Source organism: Bradyrhizobium sp. U531 (genome assembly GCF_051710265.1).
GTDB lineage: Bacteria > Pseudomonadota > Alphaproteobacteria > Rhizobiales > Xanthobacteraceae > Bradyrhizobium.
This window is the reverse complement of sequence record NZ_JASVEN010000010.1, coordinates 255,542-278,466: the sequence shown is the minus strand read 5'-3', so window position 1 is coordinate 278,466 and position 22,925 is coordinate 255,542. Positions and strand designations below refer to the sequence as shown.

Here is a 22,925-nt window from a genome sequence, read left to right as displayed (position 1 = left end):
GACGCGATGCTACTTCGCATCCTCCAGGATCATCGTCGCGCCCTTCTCGGCGATCATCGCGGTCGGCGTGTTGGTATTGCCCGAGGTGATGGTCGGCATGATCGAGGCATCGACGATGCGCAGGCCATCGAGGCCGTAGAAGCGCAGGCGTTCGTCCACCACTGCCATGGGATCGCTGACGGCGCCCATCTTCGCCGTGCCGACGGGATGGAAGATGGTGGTGCCGATGTCGCCGGCGGCTTTCGCAAGCGAGGTATCGTCGTCGCCGACGGTGGGGCCGGGCAGGTATTCGCTCGGGCGATATTTTGCCAGCGCCTTCTGCTGCATCAGGCGGCGGGTGGTGCGGATCGCGTCGGCACCGACCTGGCGGTCGTCGTCGGTCGAGAGGTAATTCGGCGCGATGATCGGCTTCTCGTCAGGGCTCGCCGCGCGCAGCCGCACGGTGCCGCGCGAGGTCGGCTGCAGATTGCAGGCGCTGACGGTGATGGCGGGGAAGCGGTGCAAGGGATCGCCGAACTTGTCGAGCGACAGCGGCTGCACGTGGAACTGGATGTTCGCCCTCGCGCGCGTCGCGTCGGAGCGCGTGAAGATGCCGAGCTGCGACGGCGCCATGGTGAGAGGGCCGCGACGGCGGAAGGCGTAGTCGAGCCCCATCAGGCCGCGGCGGAACAGATTGTAGTAGGTCTCGTTCAGCGTACGCACGCCCTCGACTTTGTAGATCGCGCGCTGCTGCAGATGGTCCTGCAGGTTGCGACCCACACCGGGCTTGTCCATGACGATGTCGATGCCGAGCGGCGACAGCCAGTCGGCGGGGCCGATGCCGGAGCGATGCAGCACCTGCACCGAGCCGATGGAGCCGGCCGAGAGCACCACCTCGCGTTTTGCCCGGGCCTCGATCATCTCGCCGTTCTGGATGAAGCGCACGCCCGCGATGCGGCCTTGCTCGATGACGAGGCGATCGACCAGCACATTCTTCTCGAGCCGCAGATTGGGGCGGTTCAGCGCCGGCTTGAGGAAGCCGCGCGCCGACGACCAGCGTCGACCGCGCTTCTGGTTGACGTGGAAATAGCTAGTGCCTTCGTTGTCGCCGGTGTTGAAATCCGGGATGCGCTTGACGCCCATTTCTTCCGCGGCATCGCCGACGGCATCGAGAATGTCCCAAGACAGCCGCGGCGCCTCGATGCGCCAGCCGCCGCCAGCGCCGTGATGCTCGCTGGCGCCGAGGAAATGGTCTTCGAGTTTTTTGAACGCCGGCAGCACGTCGTCATAACCCCAGCCGGTCATGCCGAGCTGACGCCAATGATCGTAATCGGCGGCCTGGCCGCGCATCGAGATCATGGCATTGATTGCCGAGCAGCCGCCGATCACCTTGCCGCGGGGATAGGACAGCGCGCGGCCGTTCAGGCCCGGCTCGGCCTCGGTCTTGAACATCCAGTCCGAGCGCGGATTGCCGATCGCGAAGAGGTAGCCGACGGGGATGTGGAACCAGATCCAGTTGTCGTCGCCGCCGGCTTCGAGGACGAGCACGCGATTCCCAGGCACGGCCGAGAGCCGGTTGGCGACGATGCAGCCGGCCGTGCCGGCTCCGACGACAATGTAGTCAAACTCACCTTCGAGCCGTCTCGGCATTCTGCTTCCACCCAAAACAGGCGTCATGCCCGGGCGTGTCCCGGGCATCCACGCGCTTTCTGTCCTAATAGGCAGACGTGGATGGCCAAGACAAGTTGGAGACGAGCCCGGCCATGACGAGAGGACAGAGCTACCCCGGACCCTCAGGCAGTTGGGTGGACTGCTGCTTGCATGTTAGACAGTGCTGTCTTTTCAACAGAGATCGAGACCCTCCATGCCCATCGTGAACCGCGTCGCCGACCTCCAACCCGATATTCAGGCCTGGCGCCGGGACATCCATGAGCATCCGGAGCTGCTGTACGATGTTCATCGCACTGCAGCATTCGTGGCCGACCGGCTGCGCGAGTTCGGCTGCGACGATGTCGTGACCGGCCTTGGCCAGACCGGCGTGGTCGGCGTGATCAAGGGCAACAAGCCGGCCGGTGACGGGCTCAAGGTGATCGGCCTGCGCGCCGACATGGACGCGCTGCCGGTCGAGGAGCAGACCAACCTGCCTTATGCCTCCAAGACCCCCGGCAAGATGCACGCCTGCGGCCATGACGGCCACACCGCGATGCTGCTGGGAGCAGCCCGTTACCTCGCCGAAACCCGCAACTTCGCCGGCGATGCGATCGTGATCTTCCAGCCCGCCGAGGAAGGCGGCGCCGGCGGCGCGGCCATGGTCAAGGACGGCCTGATGGAGCGCTTCGGCATCGAGCAGGTCTACGGCATGCACAACGGCCCCGGGATCCCGATCGGTTCGTTCGCGATCCGGCCGGGCCCGATCATGGCGGCGACCGACGAGGTCGACATCAATATCGAAGGCGTCGGCGGTCATGCCGCGCGTCCGCACAAATGCATCGATTCCGTGCTGGTCGGCGCGCAGGTGATCACGGCGCTGCAGTCGATCGTCGCGCGCAGCGTCGATCCGCTGGAGTCGGCGGTGATCTCGATCTGCGAATTCCACGCCGGCAACGCCCGCAACGTCATTCCGCAGACGGCGACGCTGAAGGGCACCATTCGCACGCTCTCGCCCGAGGTGCGCAAGCTGGTCGAGAAGCGCGTGCACGAAGTGGTGGCGGGCGTCGCGCAGATCACCGGCGCCAAGATCGACTTGCGCTATCAACGCAACTACCCCGTCGTGAACAACCACGCCGCGGAGACCGAGGTGGCGCGTCGTATCGCCAGGCAGGTCGCGGGCGATGCTAACGTGCACGAGATGCCGCCGCTGATGGGCGGCGAGGATTTCGCCTATATGCTGGAAGCGCGCCCCGGCGCCTTCATCTTCTGCGGCAACGGCGACAGCGCCGGCCTGCATCACCCCGCCTATAATTTCGACGACAAGGCGATTGTTTACGGTACGTCGTACTGGGTGAAGCTGGTCGAGGAGCAGCTCGCGGCGTCGTAGGAATGAAGCGTGGTGGGGCACCGCCAGTAACCGCAGCGTCATGGCCGGGCTTGTCCCGGCCATCCACGCCTTTCCACGCAGCACCGAGAACGTGGATGCCCGGGACAAGCCCGGGCATGACGACGTCCGCTGAATGTTCAAAAAAGCAATTGCCCTCTCCCCGTAAGAACGGGGAGAGGGAGTGGAGAGATCTTCAGAATATCCGCGAGAAGATCACGTAGAGCGTGGCCGACAACGCGATCGCGCAGGGCAGCGTCAGCACCCACGCCATCAGCAGGTTGCGGATGGTGGACCATTGCAGGCCCGAGCCGTTCGCGGCCATGGTGCCGGCGACGCCGGACGACAGCACGTGGGTGGTGGAGACCGGCAGGCCGAACACGTCGGCCGCGCCGATCGTGGCGGCGGCCACGAGCTCGGCGGAAGCGCCCTGTGCGTAGGTGAGGTGGGTCTTGCCGATCTTCTCGCCGACGGTGACGACGATGCGCTTCCAGCCGATCATGGTGCCGAGGCCGAGTGCGATGGCCACCGCGATCTTCACCCAGGTCGGGATGAACTTGGTGGCGGCATCGAGCGAGCCCTTGTAGGCGTTCAGGGTCGCGACATCCTCCTTGCTGAGATCGTTCTCCTTGTCCTTCATCAGGAAACGGATCGCTTCGGAGGTCATGTACATGTCGTTGCGGGTGTTGCCGACGGATTCGGCGGGCACCTTGTTCAGCGTGCCGTATTTGGCGACTTGGTCACCGACATCCTTCACCAGCACGGCGAGCGAGGGATAGGTGCCCTCGTTGATCTGATGCAGCGCGATGTACTGCGTCACGGCGGGGCGGGGATCGCCGATGATGCTGTGGCCGGCGCCTTTCGCCGCGATCACCTTGGACGCGGCATCCGAGGTCTTCTGGAACTGGACCACCTGGGAGTCCGGCAGCGCGCGGTTGAGCGCGTAGGCGGTCGGCACGGTGCCGATCAGGATCAGCATGATCAGGCCCATGCCCTTCTGGCCGTCATTGGAGCCGTGCGCGAAGCTGACGCCGGTGCAGGTCGCGATCAGGAGGCCGCGTATCCAGAGCGGCGGGGCCTTGTTGCCTTCGGGCGCAGCGTACAGGGCCGGGTTGCGCACGACGAATTTGAGCACGAGCAGCAGCGCGGCGGCGCAGGCGAAGCCGACCAGCGGCGACAGCAGCAGCGCATAGCCGATCTCGGTGGCCTTGCTCCAGTCCACGCCCGAGGTGCCGTCGCGGCCGCGCATGACGGCGTTGGCGATGCCGACGCCGATGATCGAGCCGATCAGCGTGTGCGAGGAGGAGGCGGGCAGGCCGAAGAACCAGGTGCCGAGATTCCACAGGATCGCGGCGATCAAGAGCGCGAACACCATGGCGAAGCCGGCGCTGGAGCCGACCTGGAGGATCAACTCGACCGGCAGCAGCGAGACGATGCCGAAGGCGACCGCGCCGGAGGACATCAGCACGCCGAGGAAGTTGAAGAAGCCGGACCACATCACGGCGACTTCGGCCGGCAGCGAATGGGTGTAGATCACGGTCGCCACCGCATTGGCGGTGTCGTGGAAGCCGTTGACGAATTCGAAGCCGAGCGCGATCAGCAGCGCAACGAGCAGCAGGATGTAGGGCACATAGGTCGTCACCTTCGTGCCGGTCGCATTGACGTCGGCATAGATGCTGTAGGCGACGAACAGCAGGCCCGCGGCGAGGATGCCGAAGAACAGGATCATCGTCAGCGGATTGAAGCCCTTGTCGAGATTCGGCCGCGAGGCCGGCTGGACTGGCGCGGGATCGGCTACCGCGCGGTCGAATGCAACATCGGTCATGTCTGGACGCCCCTTTACTTGCAGCTCGGGGCATTGTCCGCGATGGATTTGAAGGCTGGATGACAAGCGGCGGTTGAAGGCCGTTTTCCCACCACTATTCAGGCGGCGCGCGCGGCTTTTCTCTGCAGGCCGGCGGCGATCTTCAGATCTTCGACAAAGCGCCGATATTCCAGCACTTTGGCTTCCGGATCGGGCAGCCGCAGCAGATAGGAGGGATGCACGGTCACCAGCACCTTGCGTCCGTCGAGGTCGATGAGCCGGCCGCGGGTCTTGCCGACAGGGGTGATCTTGCCAAACACGCTTTGCGCCGCGGTCGCCCCCATCGCCACGATCAGATCGGGCTGGATCGCCGCGACTTCCCGCTCATACCACTGCCGGCACGCCCGGATCTCCGGCGTTGCCGGTTTCTGGTGCAGGCGGATCTTGCCGCGCGGCACGAATTTGAAGTGCTTCACGGCGTTGGTGACATAGACCTTCTGGCGATCGACGCCGGCTTCCTCCAGCGCGCGGTCCAACATCTGGCCGGCCGGGCCGACGAAGGGATGGCCGGCGAGATCTTCCTTGTCGCCGGGCTGCTCGCCGACCAGCATGATGGTTGCATTCTTCGGGCCCTCGCCGAACACGGTCTGGGTTGCGTCCTTGTAGAGCGGGCAGGCGCGGCAATGCGCGGCCTCCTCGCGGAGCGCCTCGAGATCGTTGGCGGCAGTCTTGCGTGTCATCGGGGCCTCCGGCCGCTTCTGAGGCTTGTGCGGATCGGTCGCGGCATTGGCGATCATGGCGCCGGTCATGCGCTCGGCGTCTTCGATCAACGGCTTAATGATCGAAGCCTCGGGCAGGTTCCTCCAGTATTTCTTCGGCATCTCGGCCTGCATCGCCTTCACCTTGAGGCGAGCCGGATTGAAGATGCTGGCGTAATAGCGCCGCCAGGTTTCCTCCAGCCGGTCTTCGCTTGGTGCCTCGCTCTTGCTGACGCCCGGCGTGAACGACAGCGCATGGCCGTCCCAATGCGCGCAGAGGTCCGGCGTCAGGATCGACCAGGGCATGTCGGCAAAGCGCTTGGCGAAGAACGGGGCTGCGAGCTCGACGATGTGATGCTCCGGCTCGAACCAGGCGACGTAATGCGCGGCGCGCTCGCGGCCGATCTCGCGGAAGCGGACGAAGGCGTGCATCTTGTGCTCGTCGCGATGGACCGCGCGCGCCATCGCAACGACCTGCGCGACATCGGCATCGGTCGCGACGTCGATGAGGTCGTGATTGTCCTTCAGGCGCCAGAGCAGGCGATAGAGAATCGCAAAGCGTTCGGGATCGCGATGCAGGATCGCGGCCCTGGCGAGATCGACGAATTTCGCCGAGACATTGAAAGTGCCGTCATTGACCTCGAGGATCGGAGACGGTGCTGACGGCGCGAACAGATCGGCTTCGCCGCCATGCACGGCCCATGTGACCTCGCGCGGTTCGACGTGACGCAGCACGAGCGACCGCGCGGCTTTGCGCCAGCCGTCGAAATCGGTTTCGGTGTCGAGGGTGATGTAGGGCATCAGAAGCCAAATCCCAATTGCGTTGCTTTCGGCTTGAAGCGTTCGATCAGCCCGGCCGCATCGAGGCGATGCGGGGATGGGCGGTGATCGCTGAGGACGATGAACGGCAGCGCCTTGTGCCTGGGCACATGCAGCCGCGCCAGGTCGGAGAGGCGGATCGTGGTGGTGCGCCGCGTTGCGATGATGCGCTCCACGGCCTTGGTGCCGAAGCCCGGCACGCGCAGCAGCTCCTCGCGGCTGGCGCGGTTGACGTCGAGCGGGAAGCGGTCGCGGTGGCGTAGCGCCCAGGCGAGCTTCGGGTCGATGTCGAGCGGCAGCATGGCGTTGTCGTCGACGATCTCCGCAACGTCGAAGCCGTAGAACCGCATCAGCCAGTCCGCCTGGTAGAGCCGGTGCTCGCGCTGCAAGGGCGGCTGCACCAGAGGCAAGGCGCGGCTGGCGTCCGGGATCGGGCTGAAGGCGGAGTAATAGACGCGCCTCAACTTGTATGAGCCGTAGAGATTTGAACTGGTGTGGAGAATGGTGTGATCGGAGGCGCTATCTGCGCCGACGATCATCTGCGTGCTCTGGCCTGCGGGCGCAAAGCGCTGCGGCCTCGCCTTGGTCTTCGCTACCCGGTTCTCCTCGGCTTCGTCGAGCTTCAGCCGCAGCCGGCCCATGGTGCGACGGATCGCGCGGACGTCCTTCTCGGGCGCGAATTGCTGCAGGCTCGTTTCCTCGGGCATCTCGATGTTGATGGAGAGACGGTCGGCATATTTGCCGGCCTCCGCGATCAGCGCGTCGTCGGCCTCGGGAATGGTCTTGAGGTGGATGTAGCCGCGGAAGTGATGCTCCTCGCGCAGTTTTCGCGCGACACTCACGACCTGCTCCATGGTGTAGTCGGGGCTGCGGATGATGCCGGAGGAGAGGAACAGGCCCTCGATGTAATTGCGCCTGTAGAAATCGAGCGTCAGCTTGACCACCTCGTCGACGGTGAAGCGGGCGCGCGGCACGTTGGAGGAGGCGCGGTTGACGCAATAGAGGCAGTCGTAATTGCAGGCGTTGGTCAGCAGCACCTTGAGCAGCGAGATGCAGCGCCCGTCCGGCGCGTAGGAATGGCAGATGCCCATGCCGGGCGCGGTCGAGCCCATGCCCTTGCGGTCGCTGGAATCCCGCTTCTCGGTGCCGCTGGAGGCGCACGAGGCGTCGTACTTGGCGGCATCCGCCAGAATTTCCAGCTTGCGTTGTACGTCCATCCCGGAATCCCTTTGATTCAGCTGACGAATCCGGATGAGCCGCAATTCGATTGACTCACCGGCCGGCGTTAGCTTTATATTAGAACATATCATGAACAAATGAGCCAGCCGCAGGTTCTTATTTCCAGGAATTTCGGCACTCACCTTTCGAAGGAGCGGCGAGCATGAGCGGCGCACGCATCAGCGCGCTTGCGACCTTGCGCGGCCAGATCGAGCGCATCGAGACGGCGGCGGTCGTGCATCCGCACCATCGCGTCGCGCTCGGCCACAGCGAGGCCGACGCCGTGCTGAAAGGCGGGCTCGCGCGCGCGGCGATCCACGAGGTGTTTTGCGAAGGGCGCCAGGGCACGGCCGCGACGGGTTTCGTCATGGGTCTGGCGGGGCGGGTCTCGGCGCAGCGGCCGCTGCTGTGGGTGCGGCAGGATTTTTCGGAACTGGAAGCCGGCGCGCTGTCGATGAGCGGGCTCGCCGAGCTCGGCCTCGATCCGCGCCGCCTGGTGATGGTGCGCGCCGCCGATGTCGAGAGCGCGCTACGCAGCTCGGCCGATGCGCTGGCCTGCGACGCGCTCGGCGCCGTCGTGCTCGAGCTTTGGGGCGATGTCAGGCAGTTCGATCTCGTGGCGAGCCGCAAGCTGACGCTGGCCGCGCAATCGTCCGGCGTCACCGGGCTGATGCTGCGGATGGCGGCACAGCCGCTGCCCTCGACCGCGGAGACGCGATGGATGCTGCGCGCGGCGCATTCGCCGCCTGGCGCAGCATGGGACGCCTGGGGCGCGCCGCGCTTCGATGCCGAGCTCTTGCGTAATCGTCACGGCCAATGCGGCCGGTGGATCATGGAATGGAATTGTGATGAGTGCCAGTTCAGTGAACCGTCGACGTATTCTCAGCCTGTGGCTGCCGCGCCTGCCTATCGACCGGATCCAGCGGTTCTTCAACGCGTTGGATAAGACTAATGAACCGAGCATCGTCGTCATCAAGGACAACAATGCGCTGGTGATCCATGCGCTGGACGAGGCCGCCGAACGTCTCGGCCTGTATATCGGCCAGCCCCTGGCCAATGCGCGGGCAATGTGCCCGGACTTGCGTGTGTTCGACGCCGATACCGTGGCCGATGCCAGGACGCTCAGCGACATCGCCGACTGGTGCGACCGCTTCACGCCGTTGGTGGCGCTCGATCCGCCGCACGGGCTGTTCCTGGATATCACCGGCTGCGCGCATCTGTTCGGCGGTGAGGCGGCGCTGCTGCAGACGCTGGTCCGCGCGCTCGCGCGCCAGGGCTTTGCCGTGGGTGCAGCGATCGCCGGCACCTCGGTCTGCGCGCGCACGCTGACGCGGCAGGCCTCCGGCAGCATCGTTGCCGATGGCGGCGAGGCGGCGGCGATCGACCGGTTTCCGGTATCCGCGCTCGGTGCGGACGAGGCCGTCACCACCGGCCTGCGCCGCGCCGGCCTCAAGACCATCGGTGACGTCGCCGCGCGCTCGCCGAGCGAGATCACGGCGCGGTTCGGCGCCCGGTTCTCCACGTTGCTCGCGCATGCGCTGGGCCAGGGCGATGCGCCGATCAGCCCGCGCAAGCCGCTGCCCGATTACATCGTCGAGAAGCGCTTCGCCGAACCGATCGCGACCGACACCATGATCGCGATGACGCTGTCGCGGCTGGCGGGCACGCTGATCGCCTCCATGGAGAAGCAGGGCAAGGGCGCGCGGCGCCTCGAAGCCGCGTTCTTCCGCACCGACGGCGCGGTGCGCGCGATCGTGGTCGAGACCGGACGTCCCGTGACGCGCAGCGCGGTGATCGACCGTCTGTTCCGCGAGCGGCTCGATGCGCTCGCCGATCCCCTCGATCCCGGCTTCGGCTTCGACATGGTGCGGCTGTCGGCGAGCCGCACCGAGATCGTGGTGCAGGAGCAACGCGATCTCGACGCCCATGTCCACGACAATGACGAACTCTCCGCGCTGATCGACCGCATCGCCGCGCGCATCGGGGGAAAACGCGTCGTCGTGCATCTGCCTGAGGACACCCATATCCCCGAGCAGGCGGTGCTGGCCGCGCCGGCGCAGCATCATCTCGCCGCCGCCATGCAGGCCGAATGGCCTGCACGTGCCGAGAGCGAGCCGCCGCTGCGCCCCTTGCGGCTGTTCGACAAGCCGGAACCGGTCACCGTGCCGTTCGCGACCGTGCCCGATGGCCCGCCGCATCAATTCACCTGGCGGCGCGCAAAACATGCGGTGGTGCGGGTGGAAGGACCCGAGCGCATCGCGATGGAATGGTGGCGGCAGGACGGCAAGCAGCTGACGCGGGATTATTTCCGCATCGAGGATGCCGAGGGTCTGCGCTTCTGGATCTTTCGCGACGGTCTCTACGAAGGCGAGGTGTTCGACGCCGACGGCAAGCCCGCGCCGCCCAATTGGTATGTGCACGGTCTCTTCGCATGAATACGCCTGGCTATGCCGAGATCGGCATCACCACCAATTTCTCCTTCCTGCGCGGCGGCTCGGATCCGCGCGCCTATGTGCATCAGGCGAGCAAGCTCGGCATTGCCGCGATCGGCATCGCCGATCACAACACGCTCGCCGGCGTGGTGCGGGCCTGGAATGAGCTTGGCAATGACAAGGTGCTGCATAAGCCGAAACTGCTGATCGGCGCCCGCATCGTCTTCGTCGACGGCACGCCCGATATCTTCGTGTATCCGCGTGATCGTGCGGCTTATGGCCGGCTGTGCCAGCTCCTGACCCGGGGCAAGCGCGGCGATGACATCACGCGGATCGAGAAGGGCGAGTGTCATCTCAGGTTCGCCGACCTTCTCGAATTCTCGGAAGGCCAGCTCCTGATCCCAACGCTGCCGCATCGTTTCGACGCCGGGCAGGTGCTGGATCTCCTTGCAAGGCTCAAGGCGAGCCGCGCCGGGGGCGTATGGCTGGCGGCAAGCCTGATCTATCGCGGTGACGACCGCCGTCGCCTGGCACGGCTCGACGATCTCGCCGCCAAGGCAAAAGTGCCGCTGCTCGCGACCAACGAGGTGCTCTATCACGATCCCGGCCGCCGTCCGCTCCAGGACGTGCTGACCTGCATCCGGGAAAAGACCACGATCGAGGCGGTCGGGCGGAGGCTGGAAGCCAATGCCGAGCGCTTCTTGAAGACGCCGCGAGAGATGGCGCGGCTGTTCCGCGATTTTCCCGATGCGATCAGGGAGACGATGCGCTTTGCCGAGAAGATCGAGTTCACGCTCGACCAGCTCAAATACCAATATCCTGATGAGCCGGTGCCGCCAGGCAAGACCGCGCAAGGGCATCTGGAGGATCTGACCTGGGCGGGCGTCGACAAATATTTCGGCGGCATCGAGAATATCGGCGACAAGCTGCGCGCAACGCTGAAGAAAGAGCTCGCGCTGATCGCCGAGCTGAAATACGCGCACTACTTCCTCACCGTGCATGACATCGTCCACTACGCGCGCAGCCAGAACATTTTGTGCCAGGGCCGCGGCTCGGCGGCGAATTCGGCCGTGTGCTACGTGCTCGGCATCACCTCGGTCGATCCGACCAAGGTCGACCTCTTGTTCGAGCGCTTCATCTCCAAGGAGCGGTTGGAGCCGCCCGACATCGATGTCGATTTCGAGCATTCGCGGCGCGAGGAGGTGATGCAATATGTCTATCGCCGCTACGGTCGCCACCGTGCCGCGATCATCGCCACCGTCATCCATTATCGTCCGCGCAGCGCCATCCGCGACGTCGGCAAGGCGCTGGGCCTGACCGAGGACGTCACTGCCGCGCTCGCCGACACCGTTTGGGGCAGCTGGGGCAAGGGCCTCAACGACATGCAGGTCCGGCAGGCCGGTCTCGATCCCAAAAATCCCATGATCAACCTCGCGGTCGAGCTTGCGACCGAGCTGATCGAATTCCCGCGCCATCTCTCCCAGCATGTCGGCGGCTATGTGCTGACCCAGGACCGGCTCGACACCTATGTCCCCATCGGCAATGCCGCGATGGACGACCGCACCTTCATCGAATGGGACAAGGATGATGTCGATGCGCTCAGCATGATGAAGGTCGACGTGCTCGCGCTGGGCATGCTGACCTGCATCCGGAAGTGTTTCGACTTGATCGATCTGCACAAGGGCAAGCGCTATGTGCTGGCGGACATCAAGGGGGAGGATGACGACGAAGTCTATCAAATGCTGCAGCGGGGGGAGTCGCTCGGCGTTTTCCAGGTCGAGAGCCGCGCGCAGATGAACATGCTGCCGCGCCTGAAGCCGCGGACGTTCTACGATCTCGTCATCGAAGTCGCGATCGTGCGGCCAGGACCGATCCAGGGCGACATGGTGCATCCTTACTTGCGCCGGCGAAACGGTCTGGAGAAGGTGACCTATCCCTCGCCAGCACCCGAGCACGGCCCTGCGGACGAGCTCTACAAGGTGCTGCACAAGACCAAGGGCGTGCCGCTATTCCAGGAGCAGGCGATGCGCATCGCGATCGAGGCGGCAAAGTTCACCTCCGAAGAAGCCAACGGCCTGCGCCGTTCGATGGCGACCTTCCGCAATGTCGGCACCATCGGCCAATACGAGGAGAAGCTGATCGGAAACATGGTCGCGCGCGGCTACGATGCCAATTTCGCCAGAAGCTGTTTCGACCAGATCAAGGGTTTTGGCTCCTATGGCTTCCCGGAGAGTCATGCCGCAAGCTTTGCGCAGCTCGTCTACATCTCGTCATGGCTGAAATATCATCACCCCGACGCCTTCTGCTGCGGCCTCCTGAATTCGCAGCCGATGGGCTTTTACGCCCCGGCGCAGATCGTCGGCGATGCCCGCAAGAACGGCGTCGAGGTGCGCGACATCGACGTGTCCTACAGCTTTGCGCAGAACACGCTGGAGAATACTGACAAAAAATATTGCGCGGTGCGTCTGGGCTTCCGCCAGATCGACGGATTTCATTGGCTGGATGAGGATGAGGAGCGGTTGAAGCACTCTCAGCTGTCATTCCGGGGCGCGCGCAGCGCGAGCCCGGAATCCATTTCTCCACGTATTCGCGGCTCGATGGATTCCGGGCTCGCGCCAAATGGCGCGCCCCGGAATGACGAGAAAGTAGACTGGGCCGATCGCATCGTCGCCGCCCGCAATCGTCGTCCCTTCACCTCGCTCGAGGATTTCGCCCGCGACACCGGTCTGCCCAAGCGCGCGCTGATCCTGCTCGCTGATGCCGATGCGTTCCGCTCGCTCGGGCTCGATCGCCGCGAGGCGCTGTGGCAGGTGCGGCGGCTGCCTGACGACGTGCCGCTGCCGCTGTTCGAGGCGGCGACCGCGCGCGAGCAGCCGGACGAGCACGCGATGCCCTTGCCCGAGATGCCGCTTCCCGAGCAGGTCGTCGCGGACTACCAGACCATCCGGCTCTCGCTGAAGGGCCATCCCATGGAATTCTTGCGCGAGATGTTGTCGCGCGAGCGCATCGTCGCCTGCAGGGAGATCAGCCATGAGAATGAGCGGCGGCGCGTCCGCTGCGCCGGCGTGGTGCTGGTCCGGCAGCGGCCGGGCAGCGCCAGCGGCGTCGTGTTCATGACCCTGGAGGACGAAACCGGCATCGCCAATGTCGTGGTCTGGCCCAAGGTCATGGAGCAGTACCGGAAGGAAGTCATGGGTGCGCGTCTCATCGAGGTCCAGGGCTATATCCAGAGCAGTCCCGAAAAGGTCACGCACCTGATCGCCCAGCGCATGATCGACCGCTCGCACGATCTGGTCGGGCTTGCCAACGACGCGCTCAGCCGCAAGCACCCGGTGCCCGCAGGCGCCACATTGGTCGAGCCGCTCAACGAAGATCCCCGCGCGCTCACGGACATGCCCGCGCAGAAAATCCGCCACCCCCGCAACGTCCGCATCCTGCCGCCGTCGCGGGATTTTCATTGAGGGGTGGCGAGGGATGCCTCTACACCGTCATTGCGAGCCAATGGGTCCGCGCGAAGCGCGGCCCGATGACAGGCTCCGCAAAGCAATCCAGAATCCCTTCTCGGAAGCAGCCTGGATTGCTTCGCTGCGCTCGCAATGACGAGTTTGTCGAAGCGATCGCGCGCCTCACCCTCGGTCGTCATGCCCGGGCTTGACCCGGGCATCCACGTCTTTCCACGAGCGCAGCAGTGCGTGGATGGCCGGGTCAAGCCCGGCCATGACGGAGGAGAGAGCCCGGCAAGCCAGCCCCCTCAGAAATTCACCCGGTTCGAGATCGCGCCGTCCACGACGAGATTGGACCCCGTCGTGAACCCCGACACCGGGCTTGCCAGGAACACTGCTGCGCTCGCGATGTCTTGCGGCGTTGCCATGCGGCCGGTGGGATTGCGCTTCATCGCGTCGTTGTAGCGGTCGGGCATGTTCTGCTCGATCATCTCCCAGACGCCGCCCTTGAAATAGACGGTGCCGGGCGAGACGACGTTCACGCGGATCTTCTTCCTGGCATATTGCCGCGCCAGTCCCTTGGCCATGTGGATCAGCGACGCCTTGATCGGACCGTAGGAGCTGGCGGTGTCGGCTTGCGCCGCCGAGATCGACGCGATGATCACGAAGGCGGCGTCGCCGCTTCCAGCGCCGCTCGCTTCGAGGAACGGCCGCGCCGCGTCGAACGCATGCACCGCGCCGAGCACGTCGAGCCGGAAGTTCTGCTCCCACGATGCGGGATCGTGGCCCTGCGCCATCGCGCCGGCATTGGAGAACAGCATGTCGACGCCGCCGAGCCCCTTGGCGGCGCCCTCGATCCAGGACTTCAACGCCGCGCCGTCGGTGACGTCGACCGCGCCGCCGGTCGCCTTGATGCCGCCCGCCTTCAGTTCAGCGACGGTGGCCGCGACCTGATCGGCATTACGCGCGCACACCGCGACATTGGCACCTTCTCCGGCCAGCGTTGCCGCGATCGCCCGCCCGATGCCGCGCGTGCCGCCGAGCACGATGGCGTTCTTTCCTTTGAGACCGAGATCCATTGCTGGTTTTCCTTTTTTGTTGGTGCAATGAGTGTAACTGTTTCAGGTGACCTGCAGAAGCCTCCACATCGTCATTGCGAGCGCAGCGAAGCAATCCAGAAATGCATCTGCGGAAACTGTCTGGATTGCTTCGTCGCAAAGGCTCCTCGCAATGACGTGGAGGGACGCGGGGCCGCCCTCACTCCGGCGCAGCTCCCACCGGCGGGCCGCCGGGCGGGCGGTGCAGGAAGGTCAGCGAAGCATAGGCGCCAGCCCAGGAGCCGATCGCGGCGAAAGCGACATAGAAGGCGTTCTCAGTGTAGCTGATCACGGCATAGGAGGAGAGCAGGTACCAGATCGCACTCCAGTTCGCCGCCGGCACGCGTCGTCGCGCGATCACGGCCGAGGTGAACATGACGTAGACGGCGTCGGTGGCGGCCGTTGCGATGAACACGGCACCGGCGGTGAGGGGATCGATGGCGACCATTGCATTCCTTTCTGCGATCATGACATGGTCGAGAAAAGTACAGCAAACGACGAGGGAGAGAAGCGGCCATGCAAAGCCCCGCCGATATTCTCGAAGGCATCTGGACCTCCGCCGGCGGCGATCGGGCTGCGCTCGAACGCGTGCGGCTGACCGGCGATGAGCCGCAGATTCCGTCCTCGTTCCGTGTCGCCGTCGCCGGACAGACGAGCATCGCCGCCGCGGGCCTCGCCGCCGCCGAGATCTGGCGGCTGCGCAGCGGGCAGGTGCAAGACGTTTCCGTCGATATGCGCCATGCTGTCGCCGAGTGCCGCTCCGAACGCTATTTGCGTCTCGACGACAAGCCGCCGCCGCCGGCCTGGGACGCCATTGCCGGCGTCTACCGCACCGGCGATGGCCGCTTCGTCCGCTGTCACACCAACTTCCCGCACCATCGCGCCGCCGTCTGCAGCGTGCTGGCTTGCGAGCCCGAGCGCGACAAGGTGCAGGCGGCGCTGATGCAATGGAAGGGCGAAGATTTTGAAACCGCGGCCTATGCGGCGGGCGGAGTCGTCGCCCTGATGCGCTCTTACGACGAATGGTCGGTGCTTCCGCAGGCGCACGCGCTCGCGCAATTGCCGCTGATCTCGATCGAGAAGATCGGCGAGGCCGCGCCGAAGCCGTGGCCGCAAGGAGACACGAAAAGCGATCGTCCGCTCGCAGGCCTTCGCGTGCTCGATCTCTCCCGCGTCATCGCAGGTCCCGTCGCCGGCCGCACGCTCGCTGCGCACGGCGCCGACGTGCTGCTGGTGTCGGGGCCGGAACTGCCCGCCATTGACTGGCTCACCATCGACACCGGCCGGGGCAAGCTCACCAGCTTCATCGAGTTGAAGAGCGAGGCGGGCAGGGCGCAATTGCGCGGGCTATTGGAAGACGCCGACATCTTCTCGCAAGGCTATCGTCCGCGTGCGCTGGCCGCCCTCGGCTTCTCGCCGGAGGACGCCGCGCGCATCAATCCCGGCATCGTCTACGTCACGCTGTCGGCCTATGGCCACACCGGTCCCTGGGCGGAGCGGCGCGGCTTCGATTCCCTGGTGCAGACCACGACCGGTTTCAACCATGCGGAAGGCAAGGCCGCCGGCACTGACGGCCCGAAGGAATTGCCGGCGCAGATGCTCGACCATGCCACCGGCTATCTGATGGCGTTCGGCGCGATGATGGCGAAGATGCGCCAGGCCCGCGAAGGCGGCAGCTGGCACGTGCGCGTGTCGCTGGCGCAGACAGGGCGCTGGCTGTGGAATCTCGGCCGGCTGGACGGCGGACTGACTATCCCGGATCTTACGGGAGAAGCCGTACATGCTGCGTTCATCGAGCGCATGCCATCTGGGTTCGGCGTGTTGAAGGCAGTTCGCCATTCTGCGGTGCTGTCGGCGACACCGGCGCATTGGCTTCGTCCGGCGATGCCGCTCGGCAGTCATCCGGCTCAGTGGCCGTCGCGAAGCTGACGTGAAGCTGACGCATCGCAATATTTTAACGCAAACCGAAAGCCAATCCGCACTTTTTAGGTTGTTTGAAATCCCAATTCAGCACTATTAGCGCAACCGATAAGGCAGGGACCTGCCGAGATCGTCGCAGACACGACCGGGCTCCATGGTAGTTGAAAATACCAAGCGATTGCAGGTGTTTACGAAACAACGGATGATCACATCCGTAGTTTTACTAGCTCTTGCCGGCGGTGCTTACGGATTCTTCGGTTCGGGGGCCAAGGACAAGAAGCACTCCGAGATTTCCAGCCAGTCGCGCCGTAACGCGCAGAATTTCACGCCGACAGCGTCCGAATGGGCCACGCTGACGATCGAGCCGGTCAAGGCCAAGGCCTTCCGCGCCGAATACGTCACCGAAGGCAAGGTCGCCGTCGACGAGGACCGTTCGACCCCGGTGTTCTCGCCCTATGCCGGCCGCGTCACCAAGCTGCTGGCCAAGCCGGGCGAGATGCTGAAGCAAGGTCAACCGCTGTTCACAATCGAAGCCGCCGACACGGTGCAGGCCCAGAACGATTTCATCGCGGCGATGACCTCGCAGAACAAGGCGAAGTCGGCGCTCGAGCTCTCCGACATCCAATTCAAGCGCGCCAAGGACCTCTATGAGGGCCACGCCATCCCGCTGAAGGATTATCAGCAGGCCGAGGCGACCCAGGTTCAGGCGCGCAACGACATGCGTTCCTCCGGAACCGCGCTCGAAGCCGCACGCAACAAGCTGCGCATCCTCGGCTTCACCGACGAGACCATCAAGGCGTTCCAGGACAAGGGCGCCATCAATCCGGAAGTCACGATCTATTCGCCGATCTCCGGCACTGTCGTGCAGCGCAAGATCGGCCCCGGCCAGTACGTCAATTCCGGTGCGAGCGATCCGGTCTTCGTGATCGGCGACCTCTCCACCGTCTGGCTCACCGCCTTCGTGCGCGAGAGCGACGCCGCCGCGGTGTGCATCGGCCAGGACATCACCGTCAACGTGATGGCGCTGCCGGGCCGGCCGTTGACGGCCAAGATCAACTACGTCGCCGCCGCGATCGACCCCACCACGCGCCGCCTGCTGGTGCGCGCCACCATCGACAACAAGGACGGCCTGCTCAAGCCGGAAATGTTCGCCAACGTCACGATCTATTCGGCCGGCGACCGCGCCGCGCCGGCCGTGCCGAAGCAGTCCTTGATCTATGAAGCCGACAAGGTCCGCATCTGGGTCGCGCGCGACGACAAGTCGGTCGAGCTGCGCGAGATCAAGATCGGCCTCATCAACGGTAACCTCGTCGAGGTCACCAGCAATCTCAGACCCGGCGAGCAGATCGTCGTCAAGGGCAGCCTGTTCATCGACCGCGCGGCGTCCGGTAGCTGATCGACGACCCAAGAACTCAAGACAAATCGAAGCTTGAATGGATCGTCTCGTCGCCCTTGCCGTCAACCGGCGCTTTCTGATGGTTGGGATGTTCGTCGCCGTGCTGATCGGCGGCCTGATCGCGTTCAACCAGCTCAACATCGAAGCCTATCCCGATCCGACCCCGCCGATGGTCGACATCGTGACCCAGAGCCCGGGTCTGTCTGCGGAAGAGATCGAGCGCTACATCACGATCCCGATCGAGACCCAGGTCGCGGGCCTGAAGAACATCACGACCATCCGCACCATCTCGCTCTACGGTCTCTCCGACGTCAAAATCCAGTTCTCCTTTGCCTACACCTATGACGAGGCGTTGCAGCAGGTGCTGAACCGCCTGGCGCAGCTCGCGCCACTGCCCGGTAACGTGCAGCCGCAGATCTCGCCGCTCAGCCCGATCGGCGAGATTTTCCGCTACCGTCTCGTCGGGCCGCCGAACTACAGCGTGCTCGATCTCAAGACCATCCAGGACTGGATCCTGCAGCGCCGCTTCCGCGCCGTGCCGGGGGTCATCGACGTCACGGGCTGGGGCGGCAAGAGCAAGACCTATGAGCTCCAGGTCGACTTCAACAAGCTGGTCGCCAACGGCCTGACGCTGCCGCAACTGCTGCAGGCGGTCGGCAATTCGAACGTCAATGTCGGCGGCAACACCGTCAATATCGGCCAGCAATCGGCGGTCGTGCGCGGCGTCGGCCTGATCCGCTCGATCGACGACCTCGCCAACACCATGGTGGCGCAGACAGGCGGCAATCCGGTGCTGGTCAAGGACGTCGCCACCGTCACCGTCGGCCAGAAGCCGCGCCTCGGCATCGCCGGCCTCGACGACGCCGACGACATCGTGCAGGGCATCGTCCTGATGCGGCGCGGCGAGCAGAGCTCGCCGACCATCAAGCGGGTCCACCACCTCGTCCAGGTCATCAACAATTCCAGCATCCTGCCGCCCGGCGTGCGCATCGAGCGCATCTACGACCGCGGCGATCTGATCGAGCTCACCACCCACACCGTGCTGCACAACATGGTGGTCGGCATTCTCCTGATCGTGCTGCTGCAATGGATCTTCCTCGGCGATCTCCGCAGCGCGCTGATCGTCGGCGCCACCATTCCGTTCGCGCTGTTCTTCGCCGTCATCATCCTGGTGCTGCGCGGGGAATCCGCCAATCTGCTGTCGGTCGGCGCGATCGATTTCGGCCTGATCGTCGATGCCACCGTCATCATGGTGGAGGCGATCTTCCGCCGCCTGACGCAGACGACGCCGATGTCCGAATCCGAGCACATGTCCAACGAGACCTTGTTCGGCATGAAGAGCCACGCCATCCTCAGCGCGGCCGCCGACGTCTCGCGCTCGATCTTCTTCGCCGCGGCGATCATCATCGCGGCCTTCCTGCCGCTGTTCACGCTGTCCGGCGTCGAGGGCAACATCTTCGGGCCGATGGCCCGCACCTATGCCTATGCGCTGGCCGGCGGGCTGCTCGCGACGTTCACCGTCACGCCGGCATTGTCCGCGATCATCCTGCCCGCGCATGTCGAGGAAACCGAGACCAGGGTCATGCAGATCCTGCACCGCCTGTACTCGCCTTTGCTGCGATGGGCGGTCGCCAATCGCGCCATCGTGCTCGGCGGAGGGGTCGGCCTCGTGCTGATGACGGTTGCGCTCGCCCGGCTGCTCGGCCTCGAGTTCCTGCCCAAATTGGAAGAGGGCAATCTCTGGATCCGCGCCACGCTGCCGCCGACCATCTCGCTGCAGGAGGGCAACTCCTACGTCAACGAGATGCGCAAGGTGATCCGCGCCCGGCCCGAGGTCGAGTCCGTGGTGTCGCAGCATGGCCGTCCCGACGACGGCACCGACGCCGCCGGCTTCTTCAACGCCGAGTTCTTCGCGCCGCTGAAGCCGATCAGCCAATGGCCCGGCACGCGCGACAAGGAAGAGCTGACCGCGCAACTGCTCAAGCAGCTCGACGACCGCTTCCCCGGCGTCGAGTTCAACTTCTCGCAATATCTCCAGGACAACGTCTCCGAGGCCGTCTCCGGCGTGAAGGGCGAGAACTCGATCAAGCTGTTCGGCAGCGATCTCCAGGCGCTGACCGACACCGCAAACAAGATCAAGCAGGTGCTGTCGACCGTGCAGGGCGTCACCGACCTTGCCGTGTTCACTTCGCTCGGGCAGCCGACCGTCCAGATCGACATCAATCGCGCCAGGGCCGCGCGCTATGGCCTCTCGCCCGGTGACATCAACGCCACCATCAAGGTCGCGATCGGCGGCGATACGGCCGGCGATCTCTACGAGCCCGGCTCCGACCGTCACTTCCCGATCATCGTCCGCCTCGCGCCGGAATATCGCCGCAGTGCCGAGGCGATCCAGAATTTGCGGATCGGCGCGCCCGGGCCGAACGGCACGGTCACGCAGATTCCCCTCAGCGAGGTCGCTACCATCAGCCTCGTCTCGGGCGCGGCCTACATCTATCGCGAGCAGCAGGAACGCTATCTGCCGATCAAGTTCTCGGTGCGCGAGCGCGACCTCGGCAGCGCGATCCGCGAGGCTCAGGACAAGATCGCCGAGCAGGTGCAGCTGCCGCCCGGCGCGCACATGGAATGGGTCGGTGAATTCGGCAATCTCCAGGACGCGATCCGTCGGCTGTCGATCGTGGTGCCGATCTCGCTGGCGCTGATCGGCGTGCTGCTCTGGTTCAATTTCGGCTCGATGGCCGACACGCTGCTCGCCATGAGCGTGATCCCGATGGCGATCTTCGGCGGCGTGTTGGGTCTGCTGATCTCCGGCACCGCGTTCAGCGTCTCCGCGGCGATCGGCTTCATCGCGCTGTTCGGCATCGCGGTGATGGACGGCATCATCATCCTGTCGCAGTTCAACCAGCTCATCGAAGAGGGCATGGACCGCATGAGCGCGGTGGTGCGCACCGGCGAGCTGCAGCTCCGGCCGGTGCTGATGACCTGCGTCGTCGCCGGCGTCGGCCTGCTGCCGGCCGCGCTGTCGGAGGGCATCGGCTCGCAGGTGCAGAAGCCGCTCGCCGTCGTCGTCGTCACCGGCATGATGCTGGCGCCGGTGGTGATCCTCGTGACCCTGCCGGTCCTGATCTCCTTCTTCTCGCGCCGCGCACGCTGAGGCTCGCGCGCTAACCCAACGCCCGTTGCGCGATCCGCAGCAGCATCATCGTGCCGAGCCCCAGCAGCAACAGGCTCGCGAAGCGGCTGCTCAATGACAGCATCTGCGGCGTCAGCCGCGACCGTGCGGTCGCGACGATGGTGCTGAGTATCATCCACCAGACAGTCGAGCCGACGAAGACGCCCGCAATCAGCGGGGCTGCCGCTGCCTGCGTGGAGAACGCGTGCAGAGCTGCCAGAAACAGGATGACCGTCAGCGGATTGGTGAACCCGAGCGCGATTGCGCTGAGATAGGCCCGCGCCAGGCGTACCCTGTCGATCTCGCCGGTCTGTTGCAGCACGACGCAGTTGCGATGCGTGCGAACCGCGAACCACAGCAGCGTCAGCGCGGAGACGATACCGAACATCGCCGCATTCGCCTCGACCCAGGGCTGCGCAAGTGCGCCGAGCCCGAGGACCGCGAAAGCGCTGTAGGTGAGGTGCACCGTCGCTGCACCGAAGCCGGTTGCGAGCCCTGTCGCCATGCCCGACGCCAATGTGCGCTGAATGCACAACATCCCCATGGGCCCGATGGGAGCGGCGACGGTGAAACCGATTCCGATGCCGGACAAAAGCGCGGCGAGATAATGCGACAAGGACATGCGACCGCACAAACCAATGAAATCTGTGCGTGCGTATCGATGAAACTGAATCGTTGCCTCAACCGAAGGGTTGAAGATACGGCGCGAGCACAAACACGTTCGTGTGAATCGAACGCGCCTGTGCTTTCGCGACAACGGTTCCACTGCGCGGCGTGCAACCGCGTCATGTTGCGTTGAACCTTATCGGACTTGTCGCGACTCAGAAGCCGTAGAGCCGCGCCGGGTTGTCGACGAGGATCTTCTTGCGCACGGCGGCATCGGGCGCCCACACCGGCAACTGATTGAGCAGACGCCCGTCGTCGATCTGGTAGAGCGGTGCGACGTCGGTGGCCTTGCGTCCCTCGACGCGGCTGGAATCCGGATGCGGCCAGTCGGTTCCCCAGACGATGCGATCCGCATTGGCCGCGATCAGCGCTTGGGCGAACGGCACCATGTCCTGGTAATCCGGCGCGAGCTTCGACGACCGGTAAGCTCCCGAGATCTTCACATAGGCCTTGCCCGACTTCACCAGCGCGACGAGATCGGAGAAGCCCGGCTGCTCGAGGCCGCGTGCCGCTTCGAGCCCGCCGAAATGGTCGAACACGACCGGCACCGGCGCGGCCTCGACGAGATCCTTGATCGCGGAGATCATCGCAAGCGTGGTGTAGAGCTGCACGTGCCAGCCGCGCGCCTTCATGCGTTCAACGGCCGCGGTGAAGCGCGGCCGACCGACATTGGGATCGTTGACGCCGCCGGTCGCGAGATTGAGGCGAATGCCGCGGAAGCCGTCCTGATGCATCGCATCGAGCTGCGCTTCCGTCGTCTTGTCGTCGATCACGGCGACCCCGCGCGCATTCGCGCCGCGCGCCTTCATGCCGAACAGGGTGGAGGAATTGTCGGTGCCGTAGACGCTCGGCGTCACGATCACCACGCGTTCGATATGCAGCGCCTTGTGGAGGGCGGCCATTTCCTCGGGCGAGGCCAGCTCGGGCGTGTAGACGCGCCCGGCGAAGAACGGAAACTTTTCGGGATCGCCATGGATATGGGTATGGCAGTCGCAGGCATGCGGCGGGACGTCGAAATTGATCGGCGTCGCGGGCTGCGCCGCGCGCGCGTGGGCTCTGTTGGTCATGGCTACTCCGGCGGCGAGGGAGGCAAGCAGAAGACTGCGTCGGTTGAGCACGGTTCTCTCCCTGATGTTTTTTTGGTCGCACGGAACGGTATCACATCGGCCCGCCGGCCGCCGCCGCGC

15 protein-coding genes are annotated in these 22,925 nt (G+C 65.0%); 7 read left to right on the top strand and 8 right to left on the bottom strand.

Annotated features, from left to right (window positions below):
• Nucleotides 1–9: 9 nt before the first annotated feature.
• Nucleotides 10–1,629, bottom strand: a complete 1,620-nt coding sequence (locus tag QRQ56_RS33345) for a GMC family oxidoreductase (protein WP_438745650.1) — start codon at nt 1,627–1,629, stop codon at nt 10–12.
• Nucleotides 1,630–1,843: 214 nt separating this feature from the next.
• On the opposite strand from QRQ56_RS33345, the gene QRQ56_RS33340 reads away from it, so the two are divergent.
• The gene (locus QRQ56_RS33340; RefSeq protein ID WP_438745649.1) at nt 1,844–3,016 is read left to right on the top strand and encodes a M20 aminoacylase family protein; all 1,173 of its coding nucleotides are present in this window, start codon (nt 1,844–1,846) and stop codon (nt 3,014–3,016) included.
• Nucleotides 3,017–3,209: 193 nt separating this feature from the next.
• Here QRQ56_RS33340 and QRQ56_RS33335 read toward each other — a convergent pair whose 3' ends face one another.
• From QRQ56_RS33335 to QRQ56_RS33325, 3 genes are all read right to left on the bottom strand, one after another.
• A complete protein-coding gene (locus QRQ56_RS33335) occupies nt 3,210–4,838 on the bottom strand; it encodes an inorganic phosphate transporter (protein ID WP_438745648.1) in 1,629 nt (542 codons plus the stop codon).
• 98 nt (nt 4,839–4,936) lie between these two features.
• Nucleotides 4,937–6,376, bottom strand: coding sequence for a UdgX family uracil-DNA binding protein (locus QRQ56_RS33330; RefSeq protein ID WP_438745647.1), 1,440 nt, complete (start codon nt 6,374–6,376; stop codon nt 4,937–4,939).
• Complete coding sequence (locus QRQ56_RS33325) at nt 6,376–7,611, bottom strand: putative DNA modification/repair radical SAM protein (protein WP_438745646.1); 1,236 nt, start codon at nt 7,609–7,611, stop codon at nt 6,376–6,378. Before QRQ56_RS33325 ends, QRQ56_RS33330 begins: the two co-directional genes overlap by 1 nt.
• A gap of 164 nt (nt 7,612–7,775) precedes the next feature.
• Between QRQ56_RS33325 and QRQ56_RS33320 the strand changes: the two genes are divergently transcribed.
• From QRQ56_RS33320 to QRQ56_RS33310, 3 genes are read left to right on the top strand one after another with little or no spacing between them, the layout of a single operon-like run.
• A complete protein-coding gene (locus QRQ56_RS33320) occupies nt 7,776–8,558 on the top strand; it encodes an ImuA family protein (RefSeq protein ID WP_438745645.1) in 783 nt (260 codons plus the stop codon).
• Nucleotides 8,461–10,047 carry a Y-family DNA polymerase gene (locus QRQ56_RS33315; protein WP_438745644.1) on the top strand — a complete coding sequence of 529 codons (1,587 nt, stop codon included), beginning with the start codon at nt 8,461–8,463 and terminating at the stop codon, nt 10,045–10,047. The genes QRQ56_RS33320 and QRQ56_RS33315 overlap by 98 nt, the downstream gene beginning before the upstream one ends.
• The gene (locus QRQ56_RS33310) at nt 10,044–13,505 is read left to right on the top strand and encodes an error-prone DNA polymerase (protein WP_438745643.1); all 3,462 of its coding nucleotides are present in this window, start codon (nt 10,044–10,046) and stop codon (nt 13,503–13,505) included. Before QRQ56_RS33315 ends, QRQ56_RS33310 begins: the two co-directional genes overlap by 4 nt.
• Nucleotides 13,506–13,795: 290 nt before the next feature.
• On the opposite strand, the gene QRQ56_RS33305 is transcribed toward QRQ56_RS33310, so the two are convergent.
• Complete coding sequence (locus QRQ56_RS33305; RefSeq protein ID WP_438745642.1) at nt 13,796–14,566, bottom strand: SDR family NAD(P)-dependent oxidoreductase; 771 nt, start codon at nt 14,564–14,566, stop codon at nt 13,796–13,798.
• 178 nt (nt 14,567–14,744) lie between these two features.
• Nucleotides 14,745–15,032: a hypothetical protein gene (locus tag QRQ56_RS33300; protein ID WP_438745672.1), complete on the bottom strand. Its 288-nt coding sequence runs from the start codon at nt 15,030–15,032 to the stop codon at nt 14,745–14,747.
• A gap of 68 nt (nt 15,033–15,100) precedes the next feature.
• Here QRQ56_RS33300 and QRQ56_RS33295 point away from each other — a divergent pair, with 68 nt between their 5' ends.
• The 3 genes from QRQ56_RS33295 to QRQ56_RS33285 all read left to right on the top strand — a co-directional run bounded on the left by QRQ56_RS33295 (nt 15,101) and on the right by QRQ56_RS33285 (nt 21,054).
• Nucleotides 15,101–16,513, top strand: coding sequence for a CoA transferase (locus tag QRQ56_RS33295; protein ID WP_438745641.1), 1,413 nt, complete (start codon nt 15,101–15,103; stop codon nt 16,511–16,513).
• Nucleotides 16,514–16,658: 145 nt separating this feature from the next.
• Complete coding sequence (locus QRQ56_RS33290) at nt 16,659–17,900, top strand: efflux RND transporter periplasmic adaptor subunit (RefSeq protein ID WP_438745640.1); 1,242 nt, start codon at nt 16,659–16,661, stop codon at nt 17,898–17,900.
• A 37-nt stretch (nt 17,901–17,937) separates the two neighbouring features.
• Nucleotides 17,938–21,054, top strand: a complete 3,117-nt coding sequence (locus QRQ56_RS33285) for an efflux RND transporter permease subunit (RefSeq protein ID WP_438745639.1) — start codon at nt 17,938–17,940, stop codon at nt 21,052–21,054.
• 10 nt (nt 21,055–21,064) lie between these two features.
• On the opposite strand, the gene QRQ56_RS33280 is transcribed toward QRQ56_RS33285, so the two are convergent.
• The gene (locus QRQ56_RS33280; protein ID WP_438745671.1) at nt 21,065–21,694 is read right to left on the bottom strand and encodes a LysE family translocator; all 630 of its coding nucleotides are present in this window, start codon (nt 21,692–21,694) and stop codon (nt 21,065–21,067) included.
• A 199-nt stretch (nt 21,695–21,893) separates the two neighbouring features.
• Complete coding sequence (locus QRQ56_RS33275; RefSeq protein WP_438745638.1) at nt 21,894–22,856, bottom strand: amidohydrolase family protein; 963 nt, start codon at nt 22,854–22,856, stop codon at nt 21,894–21,896.
• Between the last annotated feature and the right edge of the window lie 69 nt (nt 22,857–22,925).

Coding starts and splice junctions, on each gene's coding strand:
- QRQ56_RS33280 (WP_438745671.1), bottom strand. CDS start 21,694: ATGTCCTTGTCGCATTATCTCGCCGCGCTTTTGTCCGGCATCGGAATC.
- QRQ56_RS33310 (WP_438745643.1), top strand. CDS start 10,044: ATGAATACGCCTGGCTATGCCGAGATCGGCATCACCACCAATTTCTCC.
- QRQ56_RS33345 (WP_438745650.1), bottom strand. CDS start 1,629: ATGCCGAGACGGCTCGAAGGTGAGTTTGACTACATTGTCGTCGGAGCC.
- QRQ56_RS33330 (WP_438745647.1), bottom strand. CDS start 6,376: ATGCCCTACATCACCCTCGACACCGAAACCGATTTCGACGGCTGGCGC.
- QRQ56_RS33335 (WP_438745648.1), bottom strand. CDS start 4,838: ATGACCGATGTTGCATTCGACCGCGCGGTAGCCGATCCCGCGCCAGTC.
- QRQ56_RS33325 (WP_438745646.1), bottom strand. CDS start 7,611: ATGGACGTACAACGCAAGCTGGAAATTCTGGCGGATGCCGCCAAGTAC.
- QRQ56_RS33315 (WP_438745644.1), top strand. CDS start 8,461: ATGAGTGCCAGTTCAGTGAACCGTCGACGTATTCTCAGCCTGTGGCTG.
- QRQ56_RS33340 (WP_438745649.1), top strand. CDS start 1,844: ATGCCCATCGTGAACCGCGTCGCCGACCTCCAACCCGATATTCAGGCC.
- QRQ56_RS33285 (WP_438745639.1), top strand. CDS start 17,938: ATGGATCGTCTCGTCGCCCTTGCCGTCAACCGGCGCTTTCTGATGGTT.
- QRQ56_RS33295 (WP_438745641.1), top strand. CDS start 15,101: ATGCAAAGCCCCGCCGATATTCTCGAAGGCATCTGGACCTCCGCCGGC.
- QRQ56_RS33300 (WP_438745672.1), bottom strand. CDS start 15,032: ATGGTCGCCATCGATCCCCTCACCGCCGGTGCCGTGTTCATCGCAACG.
- QRQ56_RS33305 (WP_438745642.1), bottom strand. CDS start 14,566: ATGGATCTCGGTCTCAAAGGAAAGAACGCCATCGTGCTCGGCGGCACG.
- QRQ56_RS33320 (WP_438745645.1), top strand. CDS start 7,776: ATGAGCGGCGCACGCATCAGCGCGCTTGCGACCTTGCGCGGCCAGATC.
- QRQ56_RS33290 (WP_438745640.1), top strand. CDS start 16,659: ATGGTAGTTGAAAATACCAAGCGATTGCAGGTGTTTACGAAACAACGG.